The following is a 23,932-nucleotide window of genomic DNA, read 5'->3' on the forward strand; positions in this document are numbered from 1 at the left end:
CCATGTTGGTGAAAAGATCATCTCCTTAAACAGTGTCGACGGCTAGCCCTGAGAAATGATAGTGGAGTGAGAGTACGCTGGCGCCCGCAATGCGCGCCAGCCGGGAATCAGGACGACAGCGCGCCCGACAGTGAACGAATGTCGTTGCCGGTTGGCGTCTGGTGAATACGCAGGCCGAACTCGTCAACCACCGCAAAGATATGGTCGAAGATATCCGCCTGAATGCCTTCATACTCCGCCCACACCACGGTATTGGTGAAGCAGTAGATCTCAATCGGCAGGCCGTTAGCGTCCGGCGCTAGCTGGCGCACCATCATGGTCATATCCTTACGTAGCCGAGGGTGGTTGCGCAGATACTCCTGCAGATAGGCGCGGAAGGTGCCGATATTGGTCATTTTGCGCAGGTTAAGCACCGAGGGTTCATTAGCGTGCTGTTGGTTCCACTCGTTAATTTCCTGATGGCGCGAGTCCATATACGGCTTCAGCAATTTGGCCTGAATCAGCCGCTGCTGCTCCTGCTCGTCAAGAAAATGGATGCTGGTGGTATCGATGTTCAGGCTGCGCTTAATGCGACGACCGCCGGAGGCCGACATCCCGCTCCAGTTTTTAAACGAATCCGAGACCAGCGACCAGGTGGGGATTGTGGTGATAGTGTTATCCCAGTTGCGCACTTTTACCGTGGTCAGGCCGATATCAATAACCGCGCCATCGGCGCCATATTTCGGCATCTCCAGCCAGTCGCCGAGTTTGAGCATGTCGTTGGCGGAAAGCTGGATGCCGGCCACCAGGCCAAGAATCGGGTCTTTAAATACTAACATCAGTACGGCGGCCATCGCGCCAAGACCGCTAATGAGAATCGCCGGCGACTGGCCAATCAGCAGCGATATGATCAGAATGCCGATAATAATCGCCGTAACCAGTTTAATACCCTGGAAGATGCCTTTAAGCGGCAGCTGCGAGGCAGTTGGGAATTTTTGCGCCAGATTGAAAATCACGTCCAGCAGCGAGAAGAAGGAGAGCATGGCGTAAACCATGACCCACAGTTGCGCGCAGGTGGATAAAATTTCCGCCGCTTCGCTGCCTTTCTGCAGCCAGAGCACGGCCTGAACGTTGACGATAATCCCCTGTAGGGTGAACGCCAGGCGGTGGAAAAGTTTATTTTGCGTGATGATCTGCAGCCATAAATGGCTGCTGGCCTGCGCCCGCTTTTCGAAGGTGCGTAGTACCACTTTATGTAGAATGAGATGAACGACAATCGCCGTCAGAAAAATAATGCCAAAAGTAATGATGAGCGAGGTGGTTGGGGTGATTTTGATGCCTAATGCGGCGATTTGCGATATTAATTCCTGCATAACGTCTCCTGTACATCCAGCGGTTATGATGACCGCTGGATGACTATTATGCAAATCAGAGGTTACACAGTTGTGAATCAGGACGCTGTCGCCGCCGGCTGCAGATTCAGGTGATGGCGCAGCCAGAGGGCTATAGCGCCCAGCAGCAGCATCATCGCCACCTCGACCAGCAGGAAGACGATCAGCGCCTGCGCATAGTCACCACCGCCGCGCTGGGCCAGGGTTAAGAACAGCGAGCCGAGAATGGCCGGCCCCAGCCCCAGCGTCGCCTGCTGCAGGGTACTGAGAATGGCGCTACCGGCCCCGGCGTCGCAGGCGCGAATGTCCCGCATCCCGATACGATAGAAACTGTTGACGATTAACGCCTGGCCATAGCCGACCAGCGCGGTGGAGGGCACCAGCGCCAGCGTCGTGGTCCGCAGGCTAAATTGATAAAAGGTGACACTCAGCATCAGCAGGCCGCTAATCTGCACCGCCAGGCCAATCAGCAAAATCCGCCCCATACTATAGCGAGCGATAAGCTTCGGCGCGTACAGCGCGGAGATAAAATAGGCCACCCCGAGAGCGATAAAACTGTTGCCGGACTGCCACGGCGCCATCCCAAGCCCGGCCTGCATGGTCAGCGCCATACAAAACATAAAGCCGGACCAGGCGCTGAAGAACAGCAGCGCGATAGCCATACCAAAACGGATGCTGGTGAGCTTCAACAGCCGCGGCGGCAGCAGCGGTTGCTCGCCGCGCTGCTGCTTACGCAGCGCGCTCAGGCGCATCCAGCCGAGCAGGGGGAGTACGGCCAGCAAAAGCAGCTGTAGCTCCCATGGCCAGTGCAGTTCCGGCCCCAGCGCCATCGGGAACAGCAGGCAGCAGAGGATTAACGCCAGGCTGAACGTTCCCTGCCAATCGATGCTGGAATGGCTTTCGCGGCGGGTTTCCGGCACATAGCGGCGGCTAAAAGCTAACACCAGCAGGCAGATAGGGACGTTGATAAAGAAGGCGTTACGCCAGCCGAGCCCGGCGATATCGGCGGAGACCAGCCAACCGCCGCCCATCTGGCCGACGATAAACGCGATGCCGCCGATACCGCCGTAGAGGCTTATCGCCCGGGCGTGGGCGGTACCTTTCAGGGTGACGTGCAGGGTGGCGAGTATTTGCGGCACGATCAGCGCGGCGCCCGCGCCTTGCAGCGTTCTCGCGGCCAGCAGGGTAGTGATTGAGTTAGCCATCCCGCATAGCAGCGAGGCGATGCCGAATACCGCCACGCCCCACAGGAACAGGCGGCGGCGTCCATAGTTATCGCCCAGTTTGCTGCCCATCGCCAGGCAGACGGCAAAGGCCACGCCGTACAGCGCGACGATAAGCTCCAGTTGGGTGGCGCTGGCATCGAGGGAGTGGGTGATCGAGTCCAGCGCCACGTTGGTTATCGAGGTATCGATTAACGGCAGCATCTGGCCGGTCAGTAACAGCAGTAAACCGGCGCGGCCGGGTGAAACAGCAGACGAATTCATCGGATCTCTCCATTGCGTCATTCAGCGTATGGCCGTAGCATCACCGATTAATTAAACGGGTACCAGTTCCTGTCTATACTGGTATTGGTACTACCATGCTGGAGGAACGATGTCGCTAATACTGCAACGTGAGGCCCCGAACCTCGCGCCCGATGATAGCCGTAAACAGCTGGGGGCATTTCTGCGCGCCCGCCGCGAAAGTCTTGACCCGCAGCGCCTCGGCCTGCCGCGCGTCGGGCGGCGAAGGACGCCGGGCCTGCGCCGGGAAGAGGTGGCGATGTTGGCGGACGTCGGCGTGACCTGGTATACCTGGCTTGAGCAGGGGCGGGAAGTGAATCCGTCGGCGGCGGTATTAAGCGGCGTGGCCAGCGCGCTTCAGTGCAGCCCGCTGGAAACCCGTCATCTGTTCGTTCTGGCAGGCTTAACGCCGCCGGAGAACACGCAGGCCACGGTCTGCGAGGGGATCAGTCCCGGAACCCGACGCATGCTTGATAGCCTGATGCCGCAGCCCGCCAGCATTCAGAAACCAAACTTTGATATCGTCGCTTGGAACGACAGCTTTTGCCGCCTGATGGGCGTTGATTTCGCGACGATTGCCGAAGAAGACCGCAATTGCATTTATCTCTATCTCACCTGCGAAACCTGGCGTAGCCGCATTGAAAATCGCGATGTGTTGCCCACTTTTGTTTCCTATTTTCGCGCGGCGATGGCTGAGCATCGCGGCTCGCCAGAGTGGGAAGATAAGCTGGCGCGTTTTTTCGCCGCCTCGGCGGAGTTTGAAGCGCTATGGCACCAGCGCTACGAGGTACGCGGCGTCGAAAACCAGGTGAAAAATTTTAACCATCCGCAGCTCGGGCGCTTTAGTCTGCAGCAAATGTACTGGTATTCCGCGCCGCGCAACGGTTCGCGTCTGCTGGTCTATTTACCGCTGGATGAAACCGGAGAACAGGCGCTGGCCTGGCTGGATCAACAGGGCTAAGCCCGCAATGGACAAGGAACGCTTATGAACGTCACCCGCAAGCAGCAGCGGATTATTCAACGTGCTATCGAGCAATGGCAGCAGGAGGGGATCCTGAACAGCAGCGACGGCCAACGGCTGTCAGCGTCGCTATCTGTTCGCGCTTTCGACTGGCAGCGCCTGAGCCGCTATGCCTTCTGGACCGCGATGGCCTGCGTACTGATTGCGCTGGGGAGTCTGTTCGCCGACGCCGAATTGATTACGGCGATTATCAATCTGTTCAGCGACTCCGCTGTCGCGCGCATTATCCTGCCGACGCTGCTGGCCATCGCATTTTATTATTGGGGGTTCCGCCGTCAGCGTCGCGAAGCGCAGTGGCACTATAGCACCGAGGCGATTTTGTTCCTCGGCGTGATTTGCACCGCCATTGCCTTGTGGCAGCTAGGCGATCGGCTGGACGACGGCAGCGGCCACGTGGCGCCGCTGATACTGCTCGGCTGCGCGATTTACGGCCTGATAGGGTATTTCGCCCGTTCCGGGCTGGTGTGGCTGTTCTTTCTGCTGGCGCTGGGGAACTGGTTTGGCGCGGAAACCGGCTATGTATCAGGTTGGGGCGCCTACTGGCTGGGGATGAGCTTCCCGATTCGTTTCGTGCTGTTCGGCGGCGTGCTGCTGGCGCTGTGCTACTTGATGCAAAATGTATTACGCCAGCGGCAGTTGTTTACCGTCAGTAAGGCGATGGGGCTGACCTGGCTGTTTGTCGCGCTGTGGATCCTGTCGATTTTCGGCAACTACGATTCCGAGAGCTGGTATGGGGTCAGTCAGGCGCAACTGCTGCCGTGGGGACTGCTGTTTGCGCTGGCGGCGGTGCTGTGTATTTATATCAGCCTGAAAACCGACGATGGCATGCTGCGTGGATTTGGCCTGACGTTTCTCGCCATCAACCTCTACACTCGCTTTTTCGAATTCTTCTGGTACAGCCTGCACAAGGTGGTGTTCTTCCTGATCCTGGCGGTATCGCTGGCGATGATTGGCCGCTACGCCGAGCGGATCTGGCACGCCGGAGAGGGGGAGAAAAAGTAACCTTCCCCGGTGGCGCTACGCTTACCGGGGCTACCAACTGAGTACTGGACCGTAGCCCGGATAAGGCGCAAAGCGCCGCCATCCGGGGAGGGCAGCGCGCGGAGATTAGATCTCTGTGATGGTGGTAGACTGCGGCAGGCGGGATTTCGGCAGTGCGGCGTTGAAGTCCTCCACGCTGTGATGACCGACCGGCACCACGACTACGCTGGTATAACCTTGCGCTTTCAGGCCAAACTCTTCGTCGAGGATGGCGAAATCGACGCCTTCGATCGGCACCGCATCCAGACCCATTGCCGCCACGCCGAGCAGGAAGTTGCCCACGTTAAGATAAACCTGCTTCGCCATCCACTGATCGTCATCTTTCAGCTCTTTGCGGTGCATATCGGCAAAGAAGGTGCGGCCTTTGTGGTTACCGGCTTTGGCTTCAGGAGTGGCAAAACGGCCATCGGCATCTTCCTGATCAACGACTTTTTCCAGCCACGCATCGTCCATCGCGGTTTTCGCACAGAACACGACAACGTGGGAAGCGTCGAGGATTTTACGTTCGTTGAACACGTAGGTGCCGCTGGCCGCTTTCGCGACGCGGGCTTTCCCCTCATCGCTGCTGGCGACGATAAAGTGCCACGGCTGGGAGTTGGTGCTCGACGGGCTATATTGCAGCAGCGTTTTCAGGTTTTCCGCCTGTTCGGCCGTCAGTTTTTTCGCCGGATCGAAAGCCTTAGTAGAGTAACGTTTTAAGGCAACTGAGATAATATCCATGACTCTTCCTCACAATTTTCAGCCCCTTACGGGCACATTTCGTGGGAGGAAGAGTACAGCGATGCGCGGGAAATGATAAGAGTGAAAAATGCGATAACACTTATCGCATTTATTTGAAAATCAGCCGGGACGTAGCCGATGTTGGTCTTTTTTCGCCAGCTTATCCACCACCAGATTCCACGAGTCATCAATAAGCTCGGCAAGTAAATCCTCGCTGATATCCTCGCCCGGCACCACGGTGATCCAGTGCTTTTTGTTCATGTGATAGCCCGGCTCGATACTGCGGTAAATTTGCTGATTGAGCAGCGATTTTTGCGGTTCGGCCTTCAGGTTAACGATCGCCCGCCCGCGAAGGGTCATGGTCAGCATGAAAATCCGCCCGCCGACTTTAAACACGTCATACTCTGGGCCAAACGGCCAGCAGTGTTCGGTAAAAGGGTAGGTCAGCGCGATACGCTGCGCGTGATGGTGTAGCGCTTCGTTATCCATTAATGCTCATTCTCATGCAGCGCATTCCACATAGCCTCAAAACCGAGGGCGATGATTTCTCGAGCGCGCTGCGGGTCGTGGCTGGCGAACTCGATGGTGGTTTCGGCCAGCGACAGGAACAGGGCATCGCCGAAGGCGCGATAGGCGTCGCTAAGGAAAACCGCTTTCACCGACAGCTGACACATCTCGTTCAGCTCGGGAAAACTCTCTTTAACCTGGCTGCGGGTTTCATCGGTGATGCGTTCGCTCAATGCCATGCGGCGAATGGCGCGGTATTCCATAGGGTTACGCATCCCCCAGTCGATATAGCTGTTCCAGATGTTGCGCGCGTTCTCTTTCGGGCGCTTTTCGTCAGGATTGAGCCCGTCGATCATCGTCTGTACTAAGCGCATCTTAATGGCGAGGTATAACTCGTTGAGCAACTCATCTTTAGTGGCGAAATAGCGAAACAGCGTTCCTTCAGCAACCCCCGCGCTGCGGGCTATCGCCGATGTTGAAGCGGCAATGCCGGACTGGGCGAAAGCGGCCGTGGCGGCTTCCAGTAACGCTTGTTTTTTATCTTCACTCTTAGGACGAGCCACTACATTTTACCTCGCTGAAAGTTAAACCTCGATCTAATCACGGCGGACCGCACAACTGCAACGCCAGATGTCAAAAATTGAAAATAGTCTTGACGATTTTCTACTCCTTCCTAATAATGAGTGCTTACTCACTCATAATCAAGTTATATCATAAAGTCCCCTGGATGGGGCTTTTGTCTGGTCAGGATATGAACCGTGTCACCTTTAGCGTGGTCGCCATTATGTTATTAGCAGCAGCAACGACATTGCCGTTTGTTCTCAATGCCGGTTTTGGCAAAGCGCCGCAGGGTGCGCAGCTCAGTCTTGTCGAACAGTCGCCGAACTACCGTGACGGCCAGTTCCATAACCAACTGCCGACGCCGGGATTCACCGGGCAGAAAAACATGCTGGCCGCGTGGTGGGATTTTCTGGTCACGAAGCGAGAGAACGCGCGCCCGCAGCAGCCGTTGCCGCTGGTGAATACCGATCTTGCCGGTCTACCTTCTGGTGAAGACGTGATGGTCTGGCTCGGTCACTCATCGTGGTATCTGCAGCTGGCGGGTAAACGTATCCTGATCGACCCGGTATTTAGCGATTACGCCGCGCCGTTTTCTTTCATCAATAAGGCTTTCCCCGGTGATTATCCGTGGAACGCGCAGCGGATGCCGGAGATCGATCTGCTGATTATCTCCCACGATCACTACGACCATCTCGACTACGCCACCATCAAAGCGCTGATGCCGAAAGTTAAACGCGTGGTGACGCCGCTCGGCGTCGGCTCGCATCTGCGCTACTGGGGAATGGATGCGGCGATCATTGATGAAATGGACTGGAACCAGGCGGTAAAAATCAGCGATGAACTGACCGTACACGCGCTGCCGGCTCGCCATTTTTCCGGCCGCGGGTTGAAACGCAACCAAACCTTGTGGGCCAGCTTCCTGTTCGTCACCCCGCAGCAAAAGATTTATTACAGCGGCGATAGCGGCTATGGCCCGCATTTTAAGGCCATTGGCGAGCAGTTTGGTCCCATCGACCTGGCAATCATGGAAAACGGTCAATATGACCAGGACTGGAAATACATCCACATGATGCCGGAAGAAACGGCGCAGGCCGCCGATGATTTACGCGCCCGGTCGGTATTACCGGGGCATGCCGGACGCTTTGTGCTGGCAAAACACAGCTGGGACGATCCGTACCAGCGGCTGGCGGCAGCCAGTGAAGGACGTGAGTGGCGTTTAGTCACGCCAATGCTGGGCGAACCGGTGTGGGTCGCTGATAAGACACAATCATTTAACGCCTGGTGGCGCTAACCGCCAGAGTGGTTCAGGAGGAGAGAAGAGATATGAATATATCCGCTCAGGTGATTGACACTATCGTGGAATGGATTGATGACAATCTGCATCAACCGCTGCGAATTGATGATATTGCGCGCCATGCCGGATACTCAAAATGGCATCTGCAACGGCTGTTTTTACAGTACAAAGGGGAAAGTCTCGGGCGCTACATTCGCGAGCGTAAACTGCTGCTGGCGGCGCGCGACCTGCGAGATACCGACCAGCGGGTTTATGATATCTGCCTGAAATACGGCTTTGATTCTCAGCAAACCTTTACCCGCATCTTTACCCGTACTTTCAATCAGCCGCCGGGCGCGTATCGCAAAGAGAACCACAGTCGCGCGCATTGAGCGCCGGTCGCATACCAGTCCGCCTCTTCGGCGGGCTTTTTTTTGCTCGCTTGCGGCTTAATCTGCCAGCGAGAACCAGCGGCGCCATATCCAGCGCAATACCAGATACTCAACTACCCCCAGCGCTAAGAACCACAGGCAGAAGATCAAAGTATAGAGCTGGTTGAGATCCATCAGGTGGAAGGATGTGACTAGCTTTTGCGCCAGCGTCAGGCCGAGCGAGGGCGCCGGCAACAGCAAGCACGAGATCAGGGCTAACAGCAAAATGCCGGCGGCGGATAATAACGTTTCCAGCGGGTGTTTCATTATGATGTTAATCGTCAGTTAAAAACATATTGTCCGGTAAAAAGTCCGTTAACGCAATATGCTTTATCTGCTGATTAATTTACGTCATTCATATTATTTCTAATATTATTAATAAAAACCCTCTGTTAATTTATTGGGTAATATTTGTGATTAAGTTAATTTCACCTGGATGTAAATTAACGTCATTTATTACCCCAGCATTTTTACAAAAGTATAGGTACTATATCCCACTATTGTGGCAATAATGATTGCCAACGCGACATACAGCGCCAGCCGGCGTCCGTGGTAGATTCCAAACATGTTTCACCTCGTTTATAAATGGTTTAGAAATACCCTGTAATATTTGTTTTTCAGAACCAACTTACCATGTATTTTTTAATTTGCGAGCAAATAAATGTTGTGGCTGGATAATTTGATCTTGCTCGCAAAACGCATTAATTCATTGGCCAGAAATGATTTCAGGCTTTCCGATTCACGGAATTTAAAAGGAAACTTTATTTTGACCAGGATGATTAATCCCCACAACATCACGCCTTCGGGCGACAGCGCGCCGCAGCAGGCTTATCAGCAAACAGTCGAGGCGGTACTGGCGCAAAAAAAGAGCCATGCCGACGGTCTTAGCAGCGCTGAAGCCGCCGGTCGCCTGAAATCATACGGCCCTAACGCACTGCCGGAAAAGAAAGGCAAACCCGCATGGCTGCGTTTTCTCGCCCACTTCAACGATGTCCTGATTTACGTCCTGCTGGCCGCTGCCGCGCTCACCGCGGTGATGGGCCACTGGGTCGATACTCTGGTTATTCTCGGCGTTACCGTCATTAATGCGTTGATCGGTCATATTCAGGAGAGCAATGCCGAAAAATCGCTGCAGGGGATCCGCAACATGCTCTCCAGCGATGCCCGCGTACAGCGAAACGGCAAGCATGAAACGATTCCCACCCGTGACCTGGTGCCGGGCGATATTGTTATTCTGCGCGCCGGCGATCGCGTTCCGGCGGATCTGCGCCTGATTGAAAGCCACAATCTACGGGTAGAAGAGGCTATCCTCACCGGTGAGTCGACGGTGGTGGATAAAACCACCGTGACGCTACAGGGGGAATTGCCGCTGGGCGACCGCACCAATATGGTCTTCTCCGGCACCACTATCAGCGCCGGCAGCGGCGTCGGTGTGGTTACCGCTACCGGTCAAGAGACCGAGCTAGGCCACATCAATCAGATGATGGCGGCTATTGAAAAGCACCGTACTCCGCTGCTGGTGCAGATGGATAAACTGGGGAAAGCGATTTTTGTCATCATTCTCGCGATGATGGTGGCGCTGTTCTTCTTCAGCCTCGCGTTGCGCGATATTCCGCTGGGCGAGCTGCTGCTGTCGCTGATTAGCCTCGCGGTGGCGGCGGTGCCGGAAGGCCTGCCGGCGATTATCTCGATTATCCTGTCGCTCGGCGTACAGGCGATGGCGCGCAAGCGGGCGATTATCCGTAAGCTGCCGACGGTTGAAACGCTTGGCGCAATGACCGTGGTGTGCTCGGACAAAACCGGCACCCTGACCATGAACGAAATGACGGTGAAAGCAGTCATCACCGCTGACTGCTGCTACCGCGTAGAAGGCGATAGCTATGAGCCGCAGGGGCGCATTTTCCAGGAAGGCAGCGACGAGCCGGTGGTGGTCCAGCCGGGTAGCGTTCTGGAAACCTACCTGCGCACCATCGATCTGTGCAACGACAGCCAGATCGTTCAGGACGAGCGTGGCCTGTGGGGTATCACCGGCGGTCCGACCGAAGGGGCGCTGAAGGTGCTGGCGGCAAAAGCCCGGTTGGCGCCCCTCGTTACCCGGCTGGTGGCGAAGATTCCGTTTGATTCGCAGTATAAATATATGGCCACCCATCAGCAGATTGGCGATGAAGAGCGGGTGCTGATTACCGGCGCGCCGGATGTCATCTTCGCCCTGTGCGGCCAGCAGATGAGCAAGCAGGGGCCAATGCCGTTTGACCGTCAGTACTGGGAAGACGAAATGGCGCGCTTTGCCCGCCAGGGGTTACGGATGGTTGCCGCCGCCTGCAAACCGGCAGCAGTCGGTAGCACTACGCTGAGCCACGACGATCTGCGTGAAGGGCTGGTGTTCCTCGGCATCGCCGGAATGATGGATCCGCCGCGTCCGGAGGCGATTGACGCGATCCACGCCTGCCAGACCGCCGGGATCCGCGTGAAGATGATCACCGGCGACCACCCGCAGACGGCGATGAGCATCGGCCAGATGCTGGGGATCGCCAATAGCCGCCAGGCGATAACCGGCTATCAGCTTGAGCATATGGATGATGCCGAGCTGGCGAAGGCTGCAGTGGAGTTTGATATTTTCGCCCGTACCAGTCCGGAGCATAAGCTGCGCCTGGTCAAGGCGCTACAGGATAGCGGCGAAGTGGTCGGCATGACCGGTGACGGCGTTAACGACGCCCCGGCGCTGCGCCAGGCCGACGTGGGCATCGCCATGGGCATTAAAGGGACCGAGGTGACCAAAGAGGCCGCCGATATGGTGCTCACCGACGACAACTTCGCCACCATCGCCAGCTCGGTGAAGGAGGGGCGTCGCGTCTATGACAACTTGAAAAAGACCATCCTGTTCATCATGCCGACCAACCTCGCGCAGGGGCTGTTGATCATCATCGCGCTGCTGGCGGGCAATATTATTCCGCTGACGCCGGTGCTGATTTTGTGGATGAACATGGCGACCTCGGCCACGCTCTCCTTCGGCCTGGCCTTTGAAGCCGCCGAGCGCAACGTGATGAATCGCCCGCCGCGTAGGACCGGCCAGCACGTGATGGATGGGTTTGCCGTCTGGCGCGTCGCCTTTGTCGGTTCGATGATTGCCGTCGCCGCTTTTATTCTCGAAGCCTGGCTGGCGCCGCGCGGCCACAGCGCCGAGTTCATCCGCACCGTGCTGCTGCAGATGTTGGTGACCGCGCAGTGGGTCTATATGATCAACTGCCGCAGCAGCGACAGCTTCTCCCTGAACAAAGGGTTGCTGCGCAACAAAGGTATCTGGCTGGTGACCGGCGTCCTGTTGCTGATGCAGCTGGTCATCATCTATGTACCGCTAATGCAGAACATGTTCGGCACCGAAGCACTACCGCTGCGCTACTGGTTCGTGACCCTGGCGATTGGCGTGGCCATGTTCCTGGTGGTCGAAGTCGAGAAGCGACTAACCCGCCGTTTGCGTAAACCTACCTGATACCGAATGGCGCCCCTTCAGGATAGAGCGGGCGCCATTTTCGTTTAGCCAGGTTTTTGGGTTTCCACCGCGATCATGGTGACGAACGGATGGTATTGCCACGGTATGCTGCCGCCCTTTTGATACATTTTTGAAATCGTACCGTCGAGGTAGAGCATCTGGCGCACGTGGAGTTTGGACTGTGCGTAACAGGCGAAATCGTAGAAATTGGTTTCGCGCTCGCTAAGCATAAATACCACCCGTCCCTGCTTATCAATGCCGACGCCGTTGCGCAGTTTGCGCGAGCTGGCGGAGGGCTTTAGCCGCCAGTTGATGGCGCCGTTTTCAATCAGCATTGGCCCGGACTGCACGGCGTAGGTTATCTCTGGCGATGGCTTAAAGTTGTTGATAGGCGTTATTCCCGCCCGCTGGCCCTTCAGCCAGAATACGCCGCCGGGGCGGATGAAAAAGTTGCCGCCGCCGGAGGCGCGGTTGAGCGGCTTTAGCAGCTCGCCGTTTTCGATATACAAGCCCAGCGGTTCGTAGGCCTTATCGTATATCCCGCCGTTCATCGCCATCTGGACGCGGTCGTCTTTATTGATATCCGCAAGCAGCGAGCGTAGCGATCCCCAGGCTTTGCCATTTTGCTTTTGCCAGTACATTACGATGCGCTCTTGCTGCGGATTAACCGTATAGCTTTGCAAGGTCAGCGTGGGGTCGGTGAGCGTACAGGCAGCATGGGTAAAGGCAGTGAAGGGAAGAAGCGCAAGAGGGAGCAGGCGGCGTAATAACATGAACAATCCTTTTGAATATCCTGCGCCGAGTATACCCGTTTCGCTTCCTTATGCCGCCCAAATCTCGCAATGCTTTTGTACCAAGCCGATCAGCGAACCGCCGTTGGCGATGAATTCGCGCATCTGCTGCGCTTCGCTGATGGTGGACCTGGCCTGGCGCACAACCGATTCCAGCGCCGCGCTGGCGTGCACCTTATGGGCAAAGGGCGCCAGTCTGTCGGCTAACTGTAGAATGTTCGCGCGGATGCTTTGTTGTTCTCCGGACCAGACATCGGTTATCACCCCGTCGAGGCCGTAGCGACAGGCCTGATAGCGGTTGAAAGGGTAGAGGAGGTAATCCTCCGGCTGATGTTTAAACGGCCGTTCGCTTAACAGCCAACAGGCCAGCGTCTGGATAAATCCGGCGATATTCACCGCCTGGCCTATCGTCAGCGGCGTATCCATCACCCGCACCTCGACGGTACCGAAAACCGGACTCGGGCGAATATCCCAGTGCAGATCCTTCATGCTGTCGATCATGCTGGTGTAGCTCAGGCGGCGAAATAAACGTTGAAAGGCCTGCCAGTTCTCTACCCACGGCATCGGCCCGTTATCGGGATAGGAAGAGAAACGGTTCAGGCGCGAGCAGGCGAAGCGGCTGTCGGTGCTGTCGAACCACGGCGAGGCGGCGTTGAGGGCGATAAAGTGCGGTACAAAGCGAGACAGCCCGTGTAGTAAATAGATGGCGTCATCGCCGTTTTGACAGCCGACGTGGACGTGCTGGCCAAACACCGTCGCCTGCTTTGCCAGATAGCCGAAGTGCTCGACGGTTTTCACATAGCGCGGGTTATCGCTGATTTGTTGACGCTGCCAGGCGTGGAAAGGGTGCGAACCGCCGCCGCAGATTTGCAGGTGGTGACGGAGTGCGGCGCGCTGTACCGCCTGATGGATGGCGCCGAGCTGTGTTGTGGCGTGGCTGATATCGCGACAGATGCCGGTCGCTATCTCCAGCATGCTTTCGGTGATGTCGTGTTTGGCCTCTCCCGCCGTCAGTTCATCCTGCACATCGGCAATCAGCGTGGAGGCATCCTGGCTGAGGTCGTATCCCGGCGGGTTGACGACCTGCAACTCCAGCTCAATACCAAGCGTAAAAGGCGCTGAGACGTGAAAATCGGGTAGCGTCATCGTCGTTCTCCTGTCCCGCTTAAACTGCAAGTATAGGTGAAGCACAGAGAGTGCGGGCGGGATGAGAAAACCCCGGTGGCGCTGTCGCTTACCGGGGCTACAGAGTTGTGCGATTTGGTAGCCCGGATGAGCGCAGCGCAATCCGGGGACCTGCTCGTTTAGCGGCGAACCGGCGCGTCGCCGGCGACATAGTACGCTGCGGTGCTGCGCGGTAACGGCTGACGCCCGCGAATGGCATCGGCCATCTTCTCGCCAATCATGATTGTGGTGGCGTTCAGGTTGCCGGTAATAATCTGCGGCATAATCGACGCGTCGACCACACGTAATCCTTCCATGCCGTGGACGCGGCCTTCGCCGTCAACCACCGCCATGTCGTCGTATCCCATTTTACAGGTGCCGCACGGGTGGAACGCGGTCTCGGCGTGATTACGCACAAACTCATCTAACTCCGCATCGCTTTGGCACTCAACGCCAGGGCTGATTTCGCGTCCGCGATACTTATCCAGCGCCGGCTGGTTCATGATTTCGCGGGTAATACGGATGGCGTCGCGGAACTCCTGCCAGTCCTGTTCGCTCGACATATAGTTAAACAGGATTGCCGGATGAGCATGCGGGTCGCGCGATTTCAGACGCACATGGCCGCGGCTTGGTGAACGCATCGAGCCAACGTGGCACTGGAAACCATGCTCTTTAACCGCATTGGATCCATTGTAGTTAATCGCCACCGGCAGGAAGTGGTACTGAATATTCGGCCAGGCGAATTCCTCGCGGCTGCGGATAAATCCGCCCGCTTCAAACTGGTTGCTGGCGCCGATCCCGGTGCCGCCGAACAGCCATTCCGCGCCGATTTTCGGCTGATTCCACCACTGTAGCGCCGGATACAGCGACACCGGCTCTTTGCACTCGTACTGCAGATACATCTCAAGATGGTCCTGCAGATTTTCACCGACGCCGGGCAGGGCGTGGACCAGCGGAATATCAAACTGGCGCAGGAGTTCTGGGTTACCGACTCCGGAACGCTGCAGAATTTGCGGCGAGGCGATGGCGCCGGCGCACAGCAGCACTTCTTTATTGGCCATTGCTTTCGACGGCGCGCTGCTGTCGCCTTCCAGCCACTCGACGCCGACGGCGCGTTTGCCGTCAAAAATAATGTGATCGGTCATGGCGTGGGTGCGGATGGTCAGGTTCGCGCGGCTGCGGGCCTGATCGAGATAGCCGCGGGCGGTGCTGGCGCGGCGTCCCTGCGGCGTCACGGTGCGATCCATCGGGCCAAACCCTTCCTGCTGATAACCGTTGAGATCGTCAGTACGCGGATAGCCCGCCTGCACGCCGGCTTCCACCATCGCATGGAACAGTGGATTATTATTCTGTTTCGGCGTAGCGACGCTCACCGGGCCGTCGCCGCCGTGATAGTCGTTAGGGCCGATGTCGCGGGTTTCCGCTTTCCGGTAATAGGGCAGGCAGTCGAGGTAGCTCCAGTGTTCCAGCCCCGGGGCGGCGGCCCAGTTATCAAGATCCATGGCGTTGCCGCGGATGTAACACATGCCGTTAATCAGCGAGGATCCGCCGAGCCCTTTACCGCGTCCGCACTCCATGCGGCGGTTGTTCATATACGGTTCGGGTTCGGTTTCATAAGCCCAGTTGTAGCGTTTGCCCTGCAGCGGGAAAGCCAGCGCGGCAGGCATCTGGGTGCGGAAATCAAAGCGGTAATCCGGACCGCCCGCTTCCAGCAGCAGGACGGTGGTGTTGGGATCTTCCGTTAAACGCGTCGCGAGGACGTTGCCAGCGGAGCCGGCGCCAATAATGATGTAGTCAAACTGCAAAAATGACCTCCTGGTTAAAATATGGATTGAAACTGACCCATCTCAACCTGGATGGATTTCACTTGGGTATAGCTCTGTAGCGTCATCACGCCGTTTTCTCGGCCAATGCCGGAGTGCTTATAGCCGCCGACCGGCATTTCCGCCGGCGATTCGCCCCAGCTGTTGATCCAGCAAATACCGGCTTCCAACTGGTGGATGATGCGGTGAGCGCGGTTCAGATCCGGCGTGACGACGCCAGCGGCAAGGCCGTACTCGGTGGCGTTGGCGCGACGAATCACTTCCGCTTCGTCGTCATAGCCGAGAATCGACATCACCGGTCCGAAGATCTCTTCGCGTACGATAGTCATGTCATCGGTGCAGTCGGTGAAGACCGTCGGGGCGACCCATGCGCCATTATCGAAGCCTTCGCCTTTCAGCACATCGCCGCCGCACAGCAGGCGAGCGCCTTCGCTTTTGCCGCTCTCGATATAGCGCAGGACATTCTGCCGATGCGGGAAGCTGACCAGCGGGCCGAAGTTGGTATCGTCGGCAAACAGGTCGCCGGCGCGGATACGGCCCACGCGCTGCAGGATCTTGTGTTCAAATTCGGCTTTAAACTTCGCGGGCACAAACACGCGGGTGCCGTTGGTGCAGACCTGTCCGGAGCTGTAGAAATTGGCCATCATGGCGATATCGGCGGCGAGGTCGAGGTTGGCATCTTCCGCGATAATCAGCGGTGATTTACCGCCCAGCTCCATGGTCACCTCTTTTAAAGAAGAGGCGGCGGAGTTGGCCATGACTTTTTTGCCGCTGGCGACGCCGCCGGTGAAGGAGATTTTGGCGATATCCGGATGCTCGGTCAGGTACTGGCCGGTTTCGGCGCCGATCCCCGGTAGGACGTTGAAGACCCCTTCCGGCAGACCCGCTTCGCGGTAGATTTCCGCCAGCTTCAGCGCGGTGAGCGGAGTGACTTCGCTCGGTTTAAAGATCATCGCGTTACCGGCTGCCAGCGCCGGGGCCGATTTCCACAGGGCTATCTGGATCGGGTAGTTCCAGGCGCCAATACCGGCGACCACGCCAAGCGGCTCGCGGCGGGTGTAAACAAATGAACTGTCGCGCAGCGGGATCTGGCTGCCTTCCAGCGCCGGGATTAATCCGGCGTAGTATTCCAGCACATCGGCGCCGGTCACGATATCAACGGCGGCGGTTTCGCTCAGCGGTTTGCCGGTATCGAGCGTCTCCAGACGCGCCAGCTCATCGTTACGTTCGCGCAGGATATCAACCGCTTTACGCAGGATCCGCGAGCGCGCCATCGCGCTCATCGCCGCCCATACTTTTTGCCCCTGTTGGGCGCTTTTTACCGCACGGTCGACGTCTTCACGCCCGGCGGCCTGGACGGTTGCCAGCACTTCCCCAGTGGCAGGGTTGATGGTCTCGAAAGTTTTACCGCTGGTGGCGGCGACAAACTTGCCGTGAATATAAAGCTGCTGTTCGGCCATTCGGGACATGGTTTCCTCCATTATTGCGAAGTCGGTGGCAGATACTGCCTGATGAAATGATCCGCGAGCGCCTCAGCGCGGGCTTTGTCGAGCGGTTTACCGCTTAACGCCGCACGCAGCCACAGGCCATCGATTAGCGCCGCCAGGCCATAGCCCGCTTCCTGCGCCTGCTCGCGCGGCAGCTGGCGCTGAAACTCATAGACGATATTCGATAACAAACGCTTGCTGCTGACCTGCTGCAGGCGGTAGAGCATCGGCTGGTGCATACTGCTGGCCCAGAAGGCGAGCCAGGCCTTCATCGCCGCGCCGCTTATCTGGCTGTCATCGAAATTGCCGGCGACGATAGCCCGCAGACGCCGTTCAGCGCTGGCGCCGGGTAGCGCCCGCAGCCGCTGTAACACCGCATGGCGTAGCTGGCCGGTGATGTCGCGCATCGTCGCTTCCAGCAGTCCGTTTTTATCCTTGAAATAGTGGCTGATGATGCCCGTCGATACGCCCGCCCGGCGGGCGATCTGCGCGATGGTGGCGTCATGCATGCCGACCTCATTAATCGCCGCCAGCGTGGCGTCGATCAGCTGCCGCTGACGTATCGATTGCATCCCCAGTTTTGGCATTTCCCGGACTCCATTCATCAGATTTGTTTATCTATTAAAACGGTTTTTGATTGGACGTTCAATATAAAATGTGTCTTAATTGTTGCCGATTTGCTTTTTAATAGTTGCAATAAATGTAAGGAGAATGGATGACAGACCTTTCGCCGAGCAGAGAAAAGGACAAAATCAATCCGGTGGTTTTTTACACTTCCGCAGGACTGATTTTGTTGTTTTCCCTGATGACTATCTTCTTCAGCGATTTTTCCGCGGCCTGGATTGGCCGTACCCTGAACTGGGTTTCTAAAACCTTCGGCTGGTATTATTTACTCGCCGCCACGCTGTATATCGTGTTCGTCGTCTGTATTGCCTGTTCGCGATTCGGTTCGGTGAAGCTGGGGCCGGAACACTCGAAGCCGGAGTTCAGCGTGCTGAGCTGGGCGGCGATGCTGTTTGCCGCCGGTATCGGCATCGACCTGATGTTTTTCTCGGTCGCCGAACCGGTCACGCAGTATATGCAGCCGCCGGAAGGGGCGGGACAGACCATGGAGGCGGCGCGCCAGGCGATGGTGTGGACGCTATTCCACTACGGCCTCACCGGCTGGTCGATGTACGCCCTGATGGGAATGGCGCTGGGATACTTTAGCTATCGTTATAATTTGCCGCTCACCATCCGCTCCGCGCTCTATCCAATCTTCGGTAAAAAAATTAATGGCCCTATCGGCCACAGCGTCGATATCGCCGCGGTGATCGGTACGATTTTCGGCATCGCCACTACCCTCGGTATCGGCGTGGTGCAGCTCAATTACGGCCTGAGCGTGCTGTTCCATATTCCTGATTCATTGGGCGCAAAGGCGGCGCTGATTGTATTGTCGGTGATTATCGCCACCATTTCGGTAACCTCTGGCGTGGATAAGGGCATTCGTATCCTTTCCGAGCTCAACGTGGTACTGGCGCTGGGGCTGATCTTATTCATTCTGTTTATGGGCGATACCGAGTTCCTGCTCAATGCGCTGGTGTTGAACGTCGGGGATTACGTCAATCGCTTTATGGGAATGACGCTGAACAGCTTCGCCTTCGACCGCCCGGTTGAATGGATGAATAACTGGACGTTATTCTTCTGGGCCTGGTGGGTGGCGTGGTCGCCGTTTGTCGGCTTGTTCCTGGCGCGTATTTCGCGCGGGCGCACCATTCGCCAGTTTGTGGTCGGTACCTTAATTATTCCGTTCACCTTCACCCTGCTGTGGCTGTCGGTATTCGGCAATAGCGCGCTGTATGAAATTATTCACGGCAATGCGGATTTTGCCGCCGAGGCCATCGCTCACCCGGAGCGCGGTTTCTATAACCTGCTGGCGCAGTACCCGGCGTTTACCTTTAGTGCTTCGGTCGCCACCATTACCGGCCTGCTGTTTTACGTCACCTCAGCGGACTCCGGCGCGCTGGTGCTCGGCAACTTCACTTCGAAGCTGAAGGATATTAATAGCGATGCGCCGAACTGGCTGCGCATTTTCTGGTCGGTGGTGATTGGCCTGTTGACCCTCGGTATGTTGATGACTAACGGCATCTCCGCGCTACAGAACGCGACGGTGATCATGGGGCTACCGTTCAGCTTTGTGATTTTCTTCGTGATGGCGGGATTATATAAGTCATTGAAGGTGGAAGATTATCGCCGCGAAAGCGCCAATCGCGACACTGCGCCGCGCCCGCTTGGCGTGCAGGATCGTCTGAGCTGGAAAAAGCGCTTGTCACGCTTAATGAACTATCCCGGCACGCGCTATACCCGCCAGATGATGGAGACGGTATGCTTCCCGGCGATGGAAGAGGTGGCGCAGGAGCTGAAGCTGCGCGGCGCTTACGTTGAGCTGAAAAGCCTGCCGCCGGAAGAGGGCGATAACCTTGGTCACCTCGATCTGCTGGTGCATATGGGCGACGAACAAAACTTCGTCTACCAGATTTGGCCGCAGCAGTACTCGATTCCCGGTTTTACCTACCGGGCGCGCAGCGGCAAATCGACCTACTACCGTCTTGAGACTTTCCTGCTGGAAGGAAGCCAGGGTAACGACCTGATGGATTACAGCAAAGAGCAGGTTATCACCGATATTCTCGACCAGTACGAGCGACACCTGAACTTTATTCATCTACACAGGGAAGCGCCGGGGAATAGCGTTACCTTCCCTGGAATGTAAAACTTTCTTTTACCAGGGCGTCATGTAATAAATGACGCCCTTTTTTGCAATCTAATACATTGTCAATTTACAGCTTTAATTATTAAATAGCCATTTAATGTACTATTTGTGCTTAATTAAATTTTTATCTTTGTGTTATTACTGGTTGTCATATAGTCATGGGTGGATATCTACGCTTAAATATCGTTATTTGCAAATAATGGAATGAAATAATGAGTCCTGTAGGATTGTTTCCTGGGGCGACAACGATATTTAGCCGTATATCTGTTGAGGTGCCGCTTGAGGGGTTTTCATTCTGGAAATTATCCGGAGATGAGGCAATCTCCACGCCATTTTCTTTTGAAGCCGTGTTACTGGCGACGGAAGCGCGTATCGACCGTAGCGCCTTGCTGGGCGAATCAGTTACGGTTGCCGTTCCTGTAAAAAACGCATTCGAGCCGCGATATTTTAATGGCAAAGTCACCGGGATTGGCGTGGGCGCGATAGAGTTATCAGGAAACCGATATGCGGCTTATTCTCTGACGCTTGAATCGGATTTATGGCCGATGCAGCGCGATCGTAATTCGCGTATCTTTCAGGAAAAAACAGTTCCGCAGATTGTGGTCATGCTATTGGCTGAATACCAGGTAAATGTTGAAGATGCGCTGCTGGAACAATATCGTGTCTGGGATTACTGTGTTCAATATCAGGAAAGTAGTTTTGATTTTATCAGCCGCTTAATGGAGCACGAAGGTATTGCTTATTATTTTCGCCACGATCGCAATAAGCATACGCTGGTTCTGGTTGATGCCGCTGAAAGTTATCATTCGATTACTGGTTATGAAGACATTCCCTACCAATACACATCATTGCGTGGAAGTACGCCGACCGAGGGCATCTCACGCTGGGCGATGCAGGATAACGTCACACCGGGGCTATATAGCCTTGATGATTATGATTTTCGTAAACCGAATGCCTGGTTGCTGCAGGCGCGACAAAATCCGCTCTCCCCACGGCCGGGAAATATTGATGTTTATGACTGGCCAGGCCGCTTTGTGGAGCATGAACAGGGAGCAAACTACGCTCGTCTTCGTCAACAGCGCTGGCAGGTGGAACAGCATAAAATTAACGCTACCTCGACGGCGCCGGGCATTGCGCCTGGCGCGCGATTTCAATTAAGCAACGCGCCGTTTTTTGGCGACAATGGCGAATATCTTACCATCCAGGCGCATTATGAATTCGAGGAAAACCGTTACGCCAGCGGGGCTGATAATCAGGCCATTCAGCGCATTGATTTTGTCGTGATCCCGTCGTCTACCGTCTTCCGTCCGCCACAGGCGACACCCTGGCCGCGTACCTATGGTCCGCAGACAGCAAAAGTGGTTGGCCCGCGTGCAGAGAGTATCTGGACCGATAAATATGGACGCGTCAAAGTTAAATTCCACTGGGATCGTGAAGGAAAGAACGACGATAGCAGTTCCTGTTGGGTGCGCGTATCGAGTGTCTGGGCAGGACAGGGGTTTGGCGGGATACAGATCCCGCGGGTCAATGATGAAGTGATCGTTGACTTTATTAACGGCGATCCCGACCGCCCAATAATTATCGGGCGCGTTTATAACGAATCTAGTTTACCGCCGTGGGCGCTTCCGAACGAGGCCACGCGGATGGGTTTTATGACCCGTAGCAAAGATGGGCATAAAGATAATGCGAGCTATCTTTTCTTCGAAGATCGGGCGGGCAGCGAATCGGTTGATTTACACGCTGAAAGAGATATGAATATTTCAGTAGAGAACGATAAAACTGTGGCTATTGATGGCCACTATCTCACAAAAATAGGCAAAACGCAGACCCATGAAGTGATGGATGACGCCGCTTTTACTTATCAGGCCAGGCGTACCACCCGGGTTGAAAAAGCAGAAGAGTCCATTTTTAACCAGGGTGAAACCAAGACAATCGCGAAGGGGAGAAAACTGGCCATCACCGATGGCGGCGATTTTTCACAGATTAACGGTGACGTGACGACAATCATTAATGGTACGGTTTGCACGACAATAAACGCCGGCGATCGGTACCTGACCCTGGAAGATGGCAGCATGTGGCTGAAGGTTTCCGCGGGAGGACGGCATGTTGAAATCCACAACGGCGATGAATTAATCGTCCGTAGCGGCGGGCGTAAAAATACCATCATCGGCGGATTAACAACAACCGTAGCAGGAGGTTGGGCCCAAAAAGTGACTACAGGTGATATCGAGATATCTACTCCTGATACCATGATATTGCGAGGAGAAAAGAAAATTGACCTCCAGTGCCCGGATTATTTTGAATATAAAGCGGTGGCGATGTCGGTCAAACTTAATGATACCGCGCTGGCCCTAACAGAAATTAGCGTCACAGGATTAAAATACGAGACTATTCCTGTGGTATTTAAATTTCGCGGCGGCGGGGCGCATTTTGAGATCAACGGTAATAGGCTGGAGTATAATTTATTGTCTTTGCAGACCGCACTATTAACAATCATTACATGAGAAATATAATGGAAAAATATTCAGGGATCATTATTCGTGGGCCCTTCTATGCGATGATGGCCGCGGTTGTCTTCTGTTTTTCCAGAGGTTTTTTCCTCTACTGGATGATCAAAAGGGATCCTGTAGCGACCCGCGCCAGTATCGTGACTTACTACCCTAAAACGCCAAACGATCGTGGTGAGGTGAGTATTGTATTAACGTATAGCTTTAGTGCCGAAGGTAAAATTTATAGCAAGGCCAATCAGTTTATGACTATTAATACGGTGGATCTCGATAAGGTTTACGTGGGAAAAGAGGTACCTGTGATCTATTATCGAGCAAATCCGAAATTCAGTAAGTTAGATTATTATCATCATGAGTTAAGGCATAGATGATCATCTTTGGGGGAAAAAATCAGAAACCAGGTAGACCCGGTTTCTGTTGTAGTATTATAGACAATACACTGCCGATGATTATTTCGCCGCCAGCTCCCGGCGAATGATTTCCGCCCCGGCGCTTAGCGCATGAAGCTTACCGCTGGCGACCTGACGCGATAACGGCGCCATGCCGCAGTTGGTTGATGGATAGAGCTTGTCGGCGTCGACGAACTGCAGGGCTTTGCGTAGCGTGCTGGCCACCTCCTCTGGCGTCTCAATGGCGTTGGTCGCCACATCGATTGCTCCGACCATCACTTTCTTGCCGCGGATGAGCTCCAGCAGGTCCATCGGTACGCGCGAGTTATGACACTCCAACGAAATAATATCGATAGAGGAGGTTTGGAGTTTCGGGAACGCCTCTTCATACTGGCGCCATTCGGAGCCGAGCGTTTTTTTCCAGTCGGTATTGGCCTTAATACCGTAGCCATAGCAGATATGCACGGCGGTTTCGCATTTCAGACCTTCAACGGCTCTTTCCAGCGCGGCGATTCCCCATTCATTGACTTCATCAAAAAAGACGTTAAATGCGGGTTCATCAAACTGAATAATATCTACCCCGGCGGCTTCTAATTCCCGGGCTTCCTGGTTGAGAATTTTGGCAAATTCCCACGCCAGTTTTTCACGGCTTTTATAGTGGTTGTCATACAGGGTATCGATCATCGTCATTGGCCCAGGCAGGGCCCATTTAATCGGTTTGTTGGTGAGTTGACGCAGGTATTTTGCATCTTCCACAAACACCGGCTGCTGGCGTTCGACGGCGCTGACTACGGTCGGCACGCTGGCGTCATAGCGGTTGCGAATTCTCACCGTTTGCCGTTTCTCAAAATCGACGCCGCTGAGATGTTCAATAAAGGTGGTGACAAAGTGCTGACGCGTCTGCTCGCCATCGCTCACGATATCAATGCCTGCGCGCAGCTGATCGTCCAGGGATAAACGCAGCGCATCGCGTTTGCCTAGTACTAACTCTTCATTCTGTAATTTCCACGGTGACCACAGCGTCTCGGGCTGCGCCAGCCAGGTCGGTTTCGGTAAACTGCCTGCGGTGGATGTCGGGAGCAATGTTTTCATACAGGTGACCT

Annotated in this window: 20 protein-coding genes; 8 read left to right on the forward strand and 12 right to left on the reverse strand. The window is 55.5% G+C overall.

The features are described from left to right. Nucleotides 1-107 precede the first annotated feature (107 nt). Entirely contained in the window at nucleotides 108-1,352 is a 1,245-nt protein-coding gene (locus tag PGR79_RS09970; RefSeq protein ID WP_015367814.1) for a mechanosensitive ion channel family protein, read from the reverse strand. A 77-nt stretch (nucleotides 1,353-1,429) separates the two neighbouring features. Further along, nucleotides 1,430-2,857 carry an MFS transporter gene (locus tag PGR79_RS09975; protein WP_087860292.1) on the reverse strand — a complete coding sequence of 476 codons (1,428 nt, stop codon included), beginning with the start codon at nucleotides 2,855-2,857 and terminating at the stop codon, nucleotides 1,430-1,432. A 109-nt stretch (nucleotides 2,858-2,966) separates the two neighbouring features. On the opposite strand from PGR79_RS09975, the gene PGR79_RS09980 reads away from it, so the two are divergent. Further along, complete coding sequence (locus PGR79_RS09980) at nucleotides 2,967-3,836, forward strand: helix-turn-helix transcriptional regulator (protein WP_162750177.1); 870 nt, start codon at nucleotides 2,967-2,969, stop codon at nucleotides 3,834-3,836. Between the two features lie 24 nt (nucleotides 3,837-3,860). Continuing rightward, entirely contained in the window at nucleotides 3,861-4,898 is a 1,038-nt protein-coding gene (locus PGR79_RS09985; RefSeq protein ID WP_113373808.1) for a DUF2157 domain-containing protein, read from the forward strand. Nucleotides 4,899-5,003: 105 nt separating this feature from the next. Here the strand turns inward: PGR79_RS09985 and nfsB are convergent, their stop codons facing one another. The 3 genes from nfsB to PGR79_RS10000 form a co-directional block, all read right to left on the reverse strand. Next, complete coding sequence (gene nfsB, locus PGR79_RS09990) at nucleotides 5,004-5,657, reverse strand: oxygen-insensitive NAD(P)H nitroreductase (protein WP_015367810.1); 654 nt, start codon at nucleotides 5,655-5,657, stop codon at nucleotides 5,004-5,006. Between the two features lie 120 nt (nucleotides 5,658-5,777). After that, nucleotides 5,778-6,146, reverse strand: coding sequence for an MmcQ/YjbR family DNA-binding protein (locus PGR79_RS09995; protein ID WP_113373809.1), 369 nt, complete (start codon nucleotides 6,144-6,146; stop codon nucleotides 5,778-5,780). Then, nucleotides 6,146-6,727 carry a TetR/AcrR family transcriptional regulator gene (locus tag PGR79_RS10000; protein WP_087860289.1) on the reverse strand — a complete coding sequence of 194 codons (582 nt, stop codon included), beginning with the start codon at nucleotides 6,725-6,727 and terminating at the stop codon, nucleotides 6,146-6,148. Before PGR79_RS10000 ends, PGR79_RS09995 begins: the two co-directional genes overlap by 1 nt. Before the next feature lie 173 nt (nucleotides 6,728-6,900). Between PGR79_RS10000 and PGR79_RS10005 the strand changes: the two genes are divergently transcribed. Next, nucleotides 6,901-8,016 (forward strand): MBL fold metallo-hydrolase, encoded by a 1,116-nt coding sequence (locus PGR79_RS10005; RefSeq protein WP_162750178.1) that lies wholly within the window; start codon nucleotides 6,901-6,903, stop codon nucleotides 8,014-8,016. A 32-nt stretch (nucleotides 8,017-8,048) separates the two neighbouring features. Beyond that, on the forward strand, nucleotides 8,049-8,390 hold the full coding sequence (locus tag PGR79_RS10010; protein WP_015367806.1) for a RamA family antibiotic efflux transcriptional regulator: 342 nt from the start codon (nucleotides 8,049-8,051) through the stop codon (nucleotides 8,388-8,390). A 57-nt stretch (nucleotides 8,391-8,447) separates the two neighbouring features. Here the strand turns inward: PGR79_RS10010 and PGR79_RS10015 are convergent, their stop codons facing one another. Further along, the gene (locus PGR79_RS10015; RefSeq protein ID WP_015367805.1) at nucleotides 8,448-8,696 is read right to left on the reverse strand and encodes a DUF1158 domain-containing protein; all 249 of its coding nucleotides are present in this window, start codon (nucleotides 8,694-8,696) and stop codon (nucleotides 8,448-8,450) included. A 499-nt stretch (nucleotides 8,697-9,195) separates the two neighbouring features. On the opposite strand from PGR79_RS10015, the gene PGR79_RS10020 reads away from it, so the two are divergent. Continuing rightward, nucleotides 9,196-11,919 carry a cation-transporting P-type ATPase gene (locus tag PGR79_RS10020; RefSeq protein ID WP_162750179.1) on the forward strand — a complete coding sequence of 908 codons (2,724 nt, stop codon included), beginning with the start codon at nucleotides 9,196-9,198 and terminating at the stop codon, nucleotides 11,917-11,919. Nucleotides 11,920-11,963: 44 nt separating this feature from the next. On the opposite strand, the gene PGR79_RS10025 is transcribed toward PGR79_RS10020, so the two are convergent. The 5 genes from PGR79_RS10025 to betI form a co-directional block, all read right to left on the reverse strand. Next, nucleotides 11,964-12,692, reverse strand: a complete 729-nt coding sequence (locus tag PGR79_RS10025) for a phosphodiester glycosidase family protein (RefSeq protein ID WP_113373812.1) — start codon at nucleotides 12,690-12,692, stop codon at nucleotides 11,964-11,966. 48 nt (nucleotides 12,693-12,740) lie between these two features. After that, nucleotides 12,741-13,856, reverse strand: a complete 1,116-nt coding sequence (locus tag PGR79_RS10030; protein WP_271032048.1) for a YbdK family carboxylate-amine ligase — start codon at nucleotides 13,854-13,856, stop codon at nucleotides 12,741-12,743. 158 nt (nucleotides 13,857-14,014) lie between these two features. Further along, nucleotides 14,015-15,679, reverse strand: a complete 1,665-nt coding sequence (gene betA, locus PGR79_RS10035; RefSeq protein ID WP_032714033.1) for a choline dehydrogenase — start codon at nucleotides 15,677-15,679, stop codon at nucleotides 14,015-14,017. Nucleotides 15,680-15,693: 14 nt separating this feature from the next. After that, nucleotides 15,694-17,166, reverse strand: a complete 1,473-nt coding sequence (gene betB, locus PGR79_RS10040) for a betaine-aldehyde dehydrogenase (protein ID WP_087860284.1) — start codon at nucleotides 17,164-17,166, stop codon at nucleotides 15,694-15,696. Nucleotides 17,167-17,177: 11 nt separating this feature from the next. Next, complete coding sequence (gene betI, locus PGR79_RS10045) at nucleotides 17,178-17,771, reverse strand: transcriptional regulator BetI (RefSeq protein ID WP_045392822.1); 594 nt, start codon at nucleotides 17,769-17,771, stop codon at nucleotides 17,178-17,180. 128 nt (nucleotides 17,772-17,899) lie between these two features. On the opposite strand from betI, the gene betT reads away from it, so the two are divergent. The 3 genes from betT to PGR79_RS10060 all read left to right on the forward strand — a co-directional run bounded on the left by betT (nucleotide 17,900) and on the right by PGR79_RS10060 (nucleotide 22,811). Beyond that, nucleotides 17,900-19,933, forward strand: coding sequence for a choline BCCT transporter BetT (gene betT / locus PGR79_RS10050; protein WP_015704693.1), 2,034 nt, complete (start codon nucleotides 17,900-17,902; stop codon nucleotides 19,931-19,933). Between the two features lie 212 nt (nucleotides 19,934-20,145). Continuing rightward, nucleotides 20,146-22,437, forward strand: a complete 2,292-nt coding sequence (locus PGR79_RS10055) for a type VI secretion system Vgr family protein (protein WP_430921588.1) — start codon at nucleotides 20,146-20,148, stop codon at nucleotides 22,435-22,437. Nucleotides 22,438-22,445: 8 nt separating this feature from the next. Continuing rightward, nucleotides 22,446-22,811: a hypothetical protein gene (locus tag PGR79_RS10060; protein WP_087860283.1), complete on the forward strand. Its 366-nt coding sequence runs from the start codon at nucleotides 22,446-22,448 to the stop codon at nucleotides 22,809-22,811. 78 nt (nucleotides 22,812-22,889) lie between these two features. Here the strand turns inward: PGR79_RS10060 and PGR79_RS10065 are convergent, their stop codons facing one another. Beyond that, nucleotides 22,890-23,921: a methionine synthase gene (locus PGR79_RS10065; RefSeq protein WP_087860282.1), complete on the reverse strand. Its 1,032-nt coding sequence runs from the start codon at nucleotides 23,919-23,921 to the stop codon at nucleotides 22,890-22,892. Nucleotides 23,922-23,932: the final 11 nt, after the last annotated feature.

Source organism: Klebsiella sp. 141161 (assembly GCF_050600815.1).
GTDB classification, from domain to species: Bacteria; Pseudomonadota; Gammaproteobacteria; order Enterobacterales; family Enterobacteriaceae; genus Klebsiella; species Klebsiella aerogenes.

Bases quoted from the DNA above. Each gene is read 5' to 3' on its own strand.
- PGR79_RS09995 (WP_113373809.1), bottom strand. From the start codon at position 6,146: ATGGATAACGAAGCGCTACACCATCACGCGCAGCGTATCGCGCTGACC.
- betB (WP_087860284.1), bottom strand. From the start codon at position 17,166: ATGTCCCGAATGGCCGAACAGCAGCTTTATATTCACGGCAAGTTTGTC.
- PGR79_RS10065 (WP_087860282.1), bottom strand. From the start codon at position 23,921: ATGAAAACATTGCTCCCGACATCCACCGCAGGCAGTTTACCGAAACCG.
- PGR79_RS09985 (WP_113373808.1), top strand. From the start codon at position 3,861: ATGAACGTCACCCGCAAGCAGCAGCGGATTATTCAACGTGCTATCGAG.
- PGR79_RS10030 (WP_271032048.1), bottom strand. From the start codon at position 13,856: ATGACGCTACCCGATTTTCACGTCTCAGCGCCTTTTACGCTTGGTATT.
- PGR79_RS10010 (WP_015367806.1), top strand. From the start codon at position 8,049: ATGAATATATCCGCTCAGGTGATTGACACTATCGTGGAATGGATTGAT.
- betT (WP_015704693.1), top strand. From the start codon at position 17,900: ATGACAGACCTTTCGCCGAGCAGAGAAAAGGACAAAATCAATCCGGTG.
- PGR79_RS10015 (WP_015367805.1), bottom strand. From the start codon at position 8,696: ATGAAACACCCGCTGGAAACGTTATTATCCGCCGCCGGCATTTTGCTG.
- PGR79_RS10055 (WP_430921588.1), top strand. From the start codon at position 20,146: ATGAGTCCTGTAGGATTGTTTCCTGGGGCGACAACGATATTTAGCCGT.
- PGR79_RS10060 (WP_087860283.1), top strand. From the start codon at position 22,446: ATGGAAAAATATTCAGGGATCATTATTCGTGGGCCCTTCTATGCGATG.
- betI (WP_045392822.1), bottom strand. From the start codon at position 17,771: ATGCCAAAACTGGGGATGCAATCGATACGTCAGCGGCAGCTGATCGAC.
- nfsB (WP_015367810.1), bottom strand. From the start codon at position 5,657: ATGGATATTATCTCAGTTGCCTTAAAACGTTACTCTACTAAGGCTTTC.
- PGR79_RS09970 (WP_015367814.1), bottom strand. From the start codon at position 1,352: ATGCAGGAATTAATATCGCAAATCGCCGCATTAGGCATCAAAATCACC.
- PGR79_RS09980 (WP_162750177.1), top strand. From the start codon at position 2,967: ATGTCGCTAATACTGCAACGTGAGGCCCCGAACCTCGCGCCCGATGAT.
- PGR79_RS09975 (WP_087860292.1), bottom strand. From the start codon at position 2,857: ATGAATTCGTCTGCTGTTTCACCCGGCCGCGCCGGTTTACTGCTGTTA.
- PGR79_RS10025 (WP_113373812.1), bottom strand. From the start codon at position 12,692: ATGTTATTACGCCGCCTGCTCCCTCTTGCGCTTCTTCCCTTCACTGCC.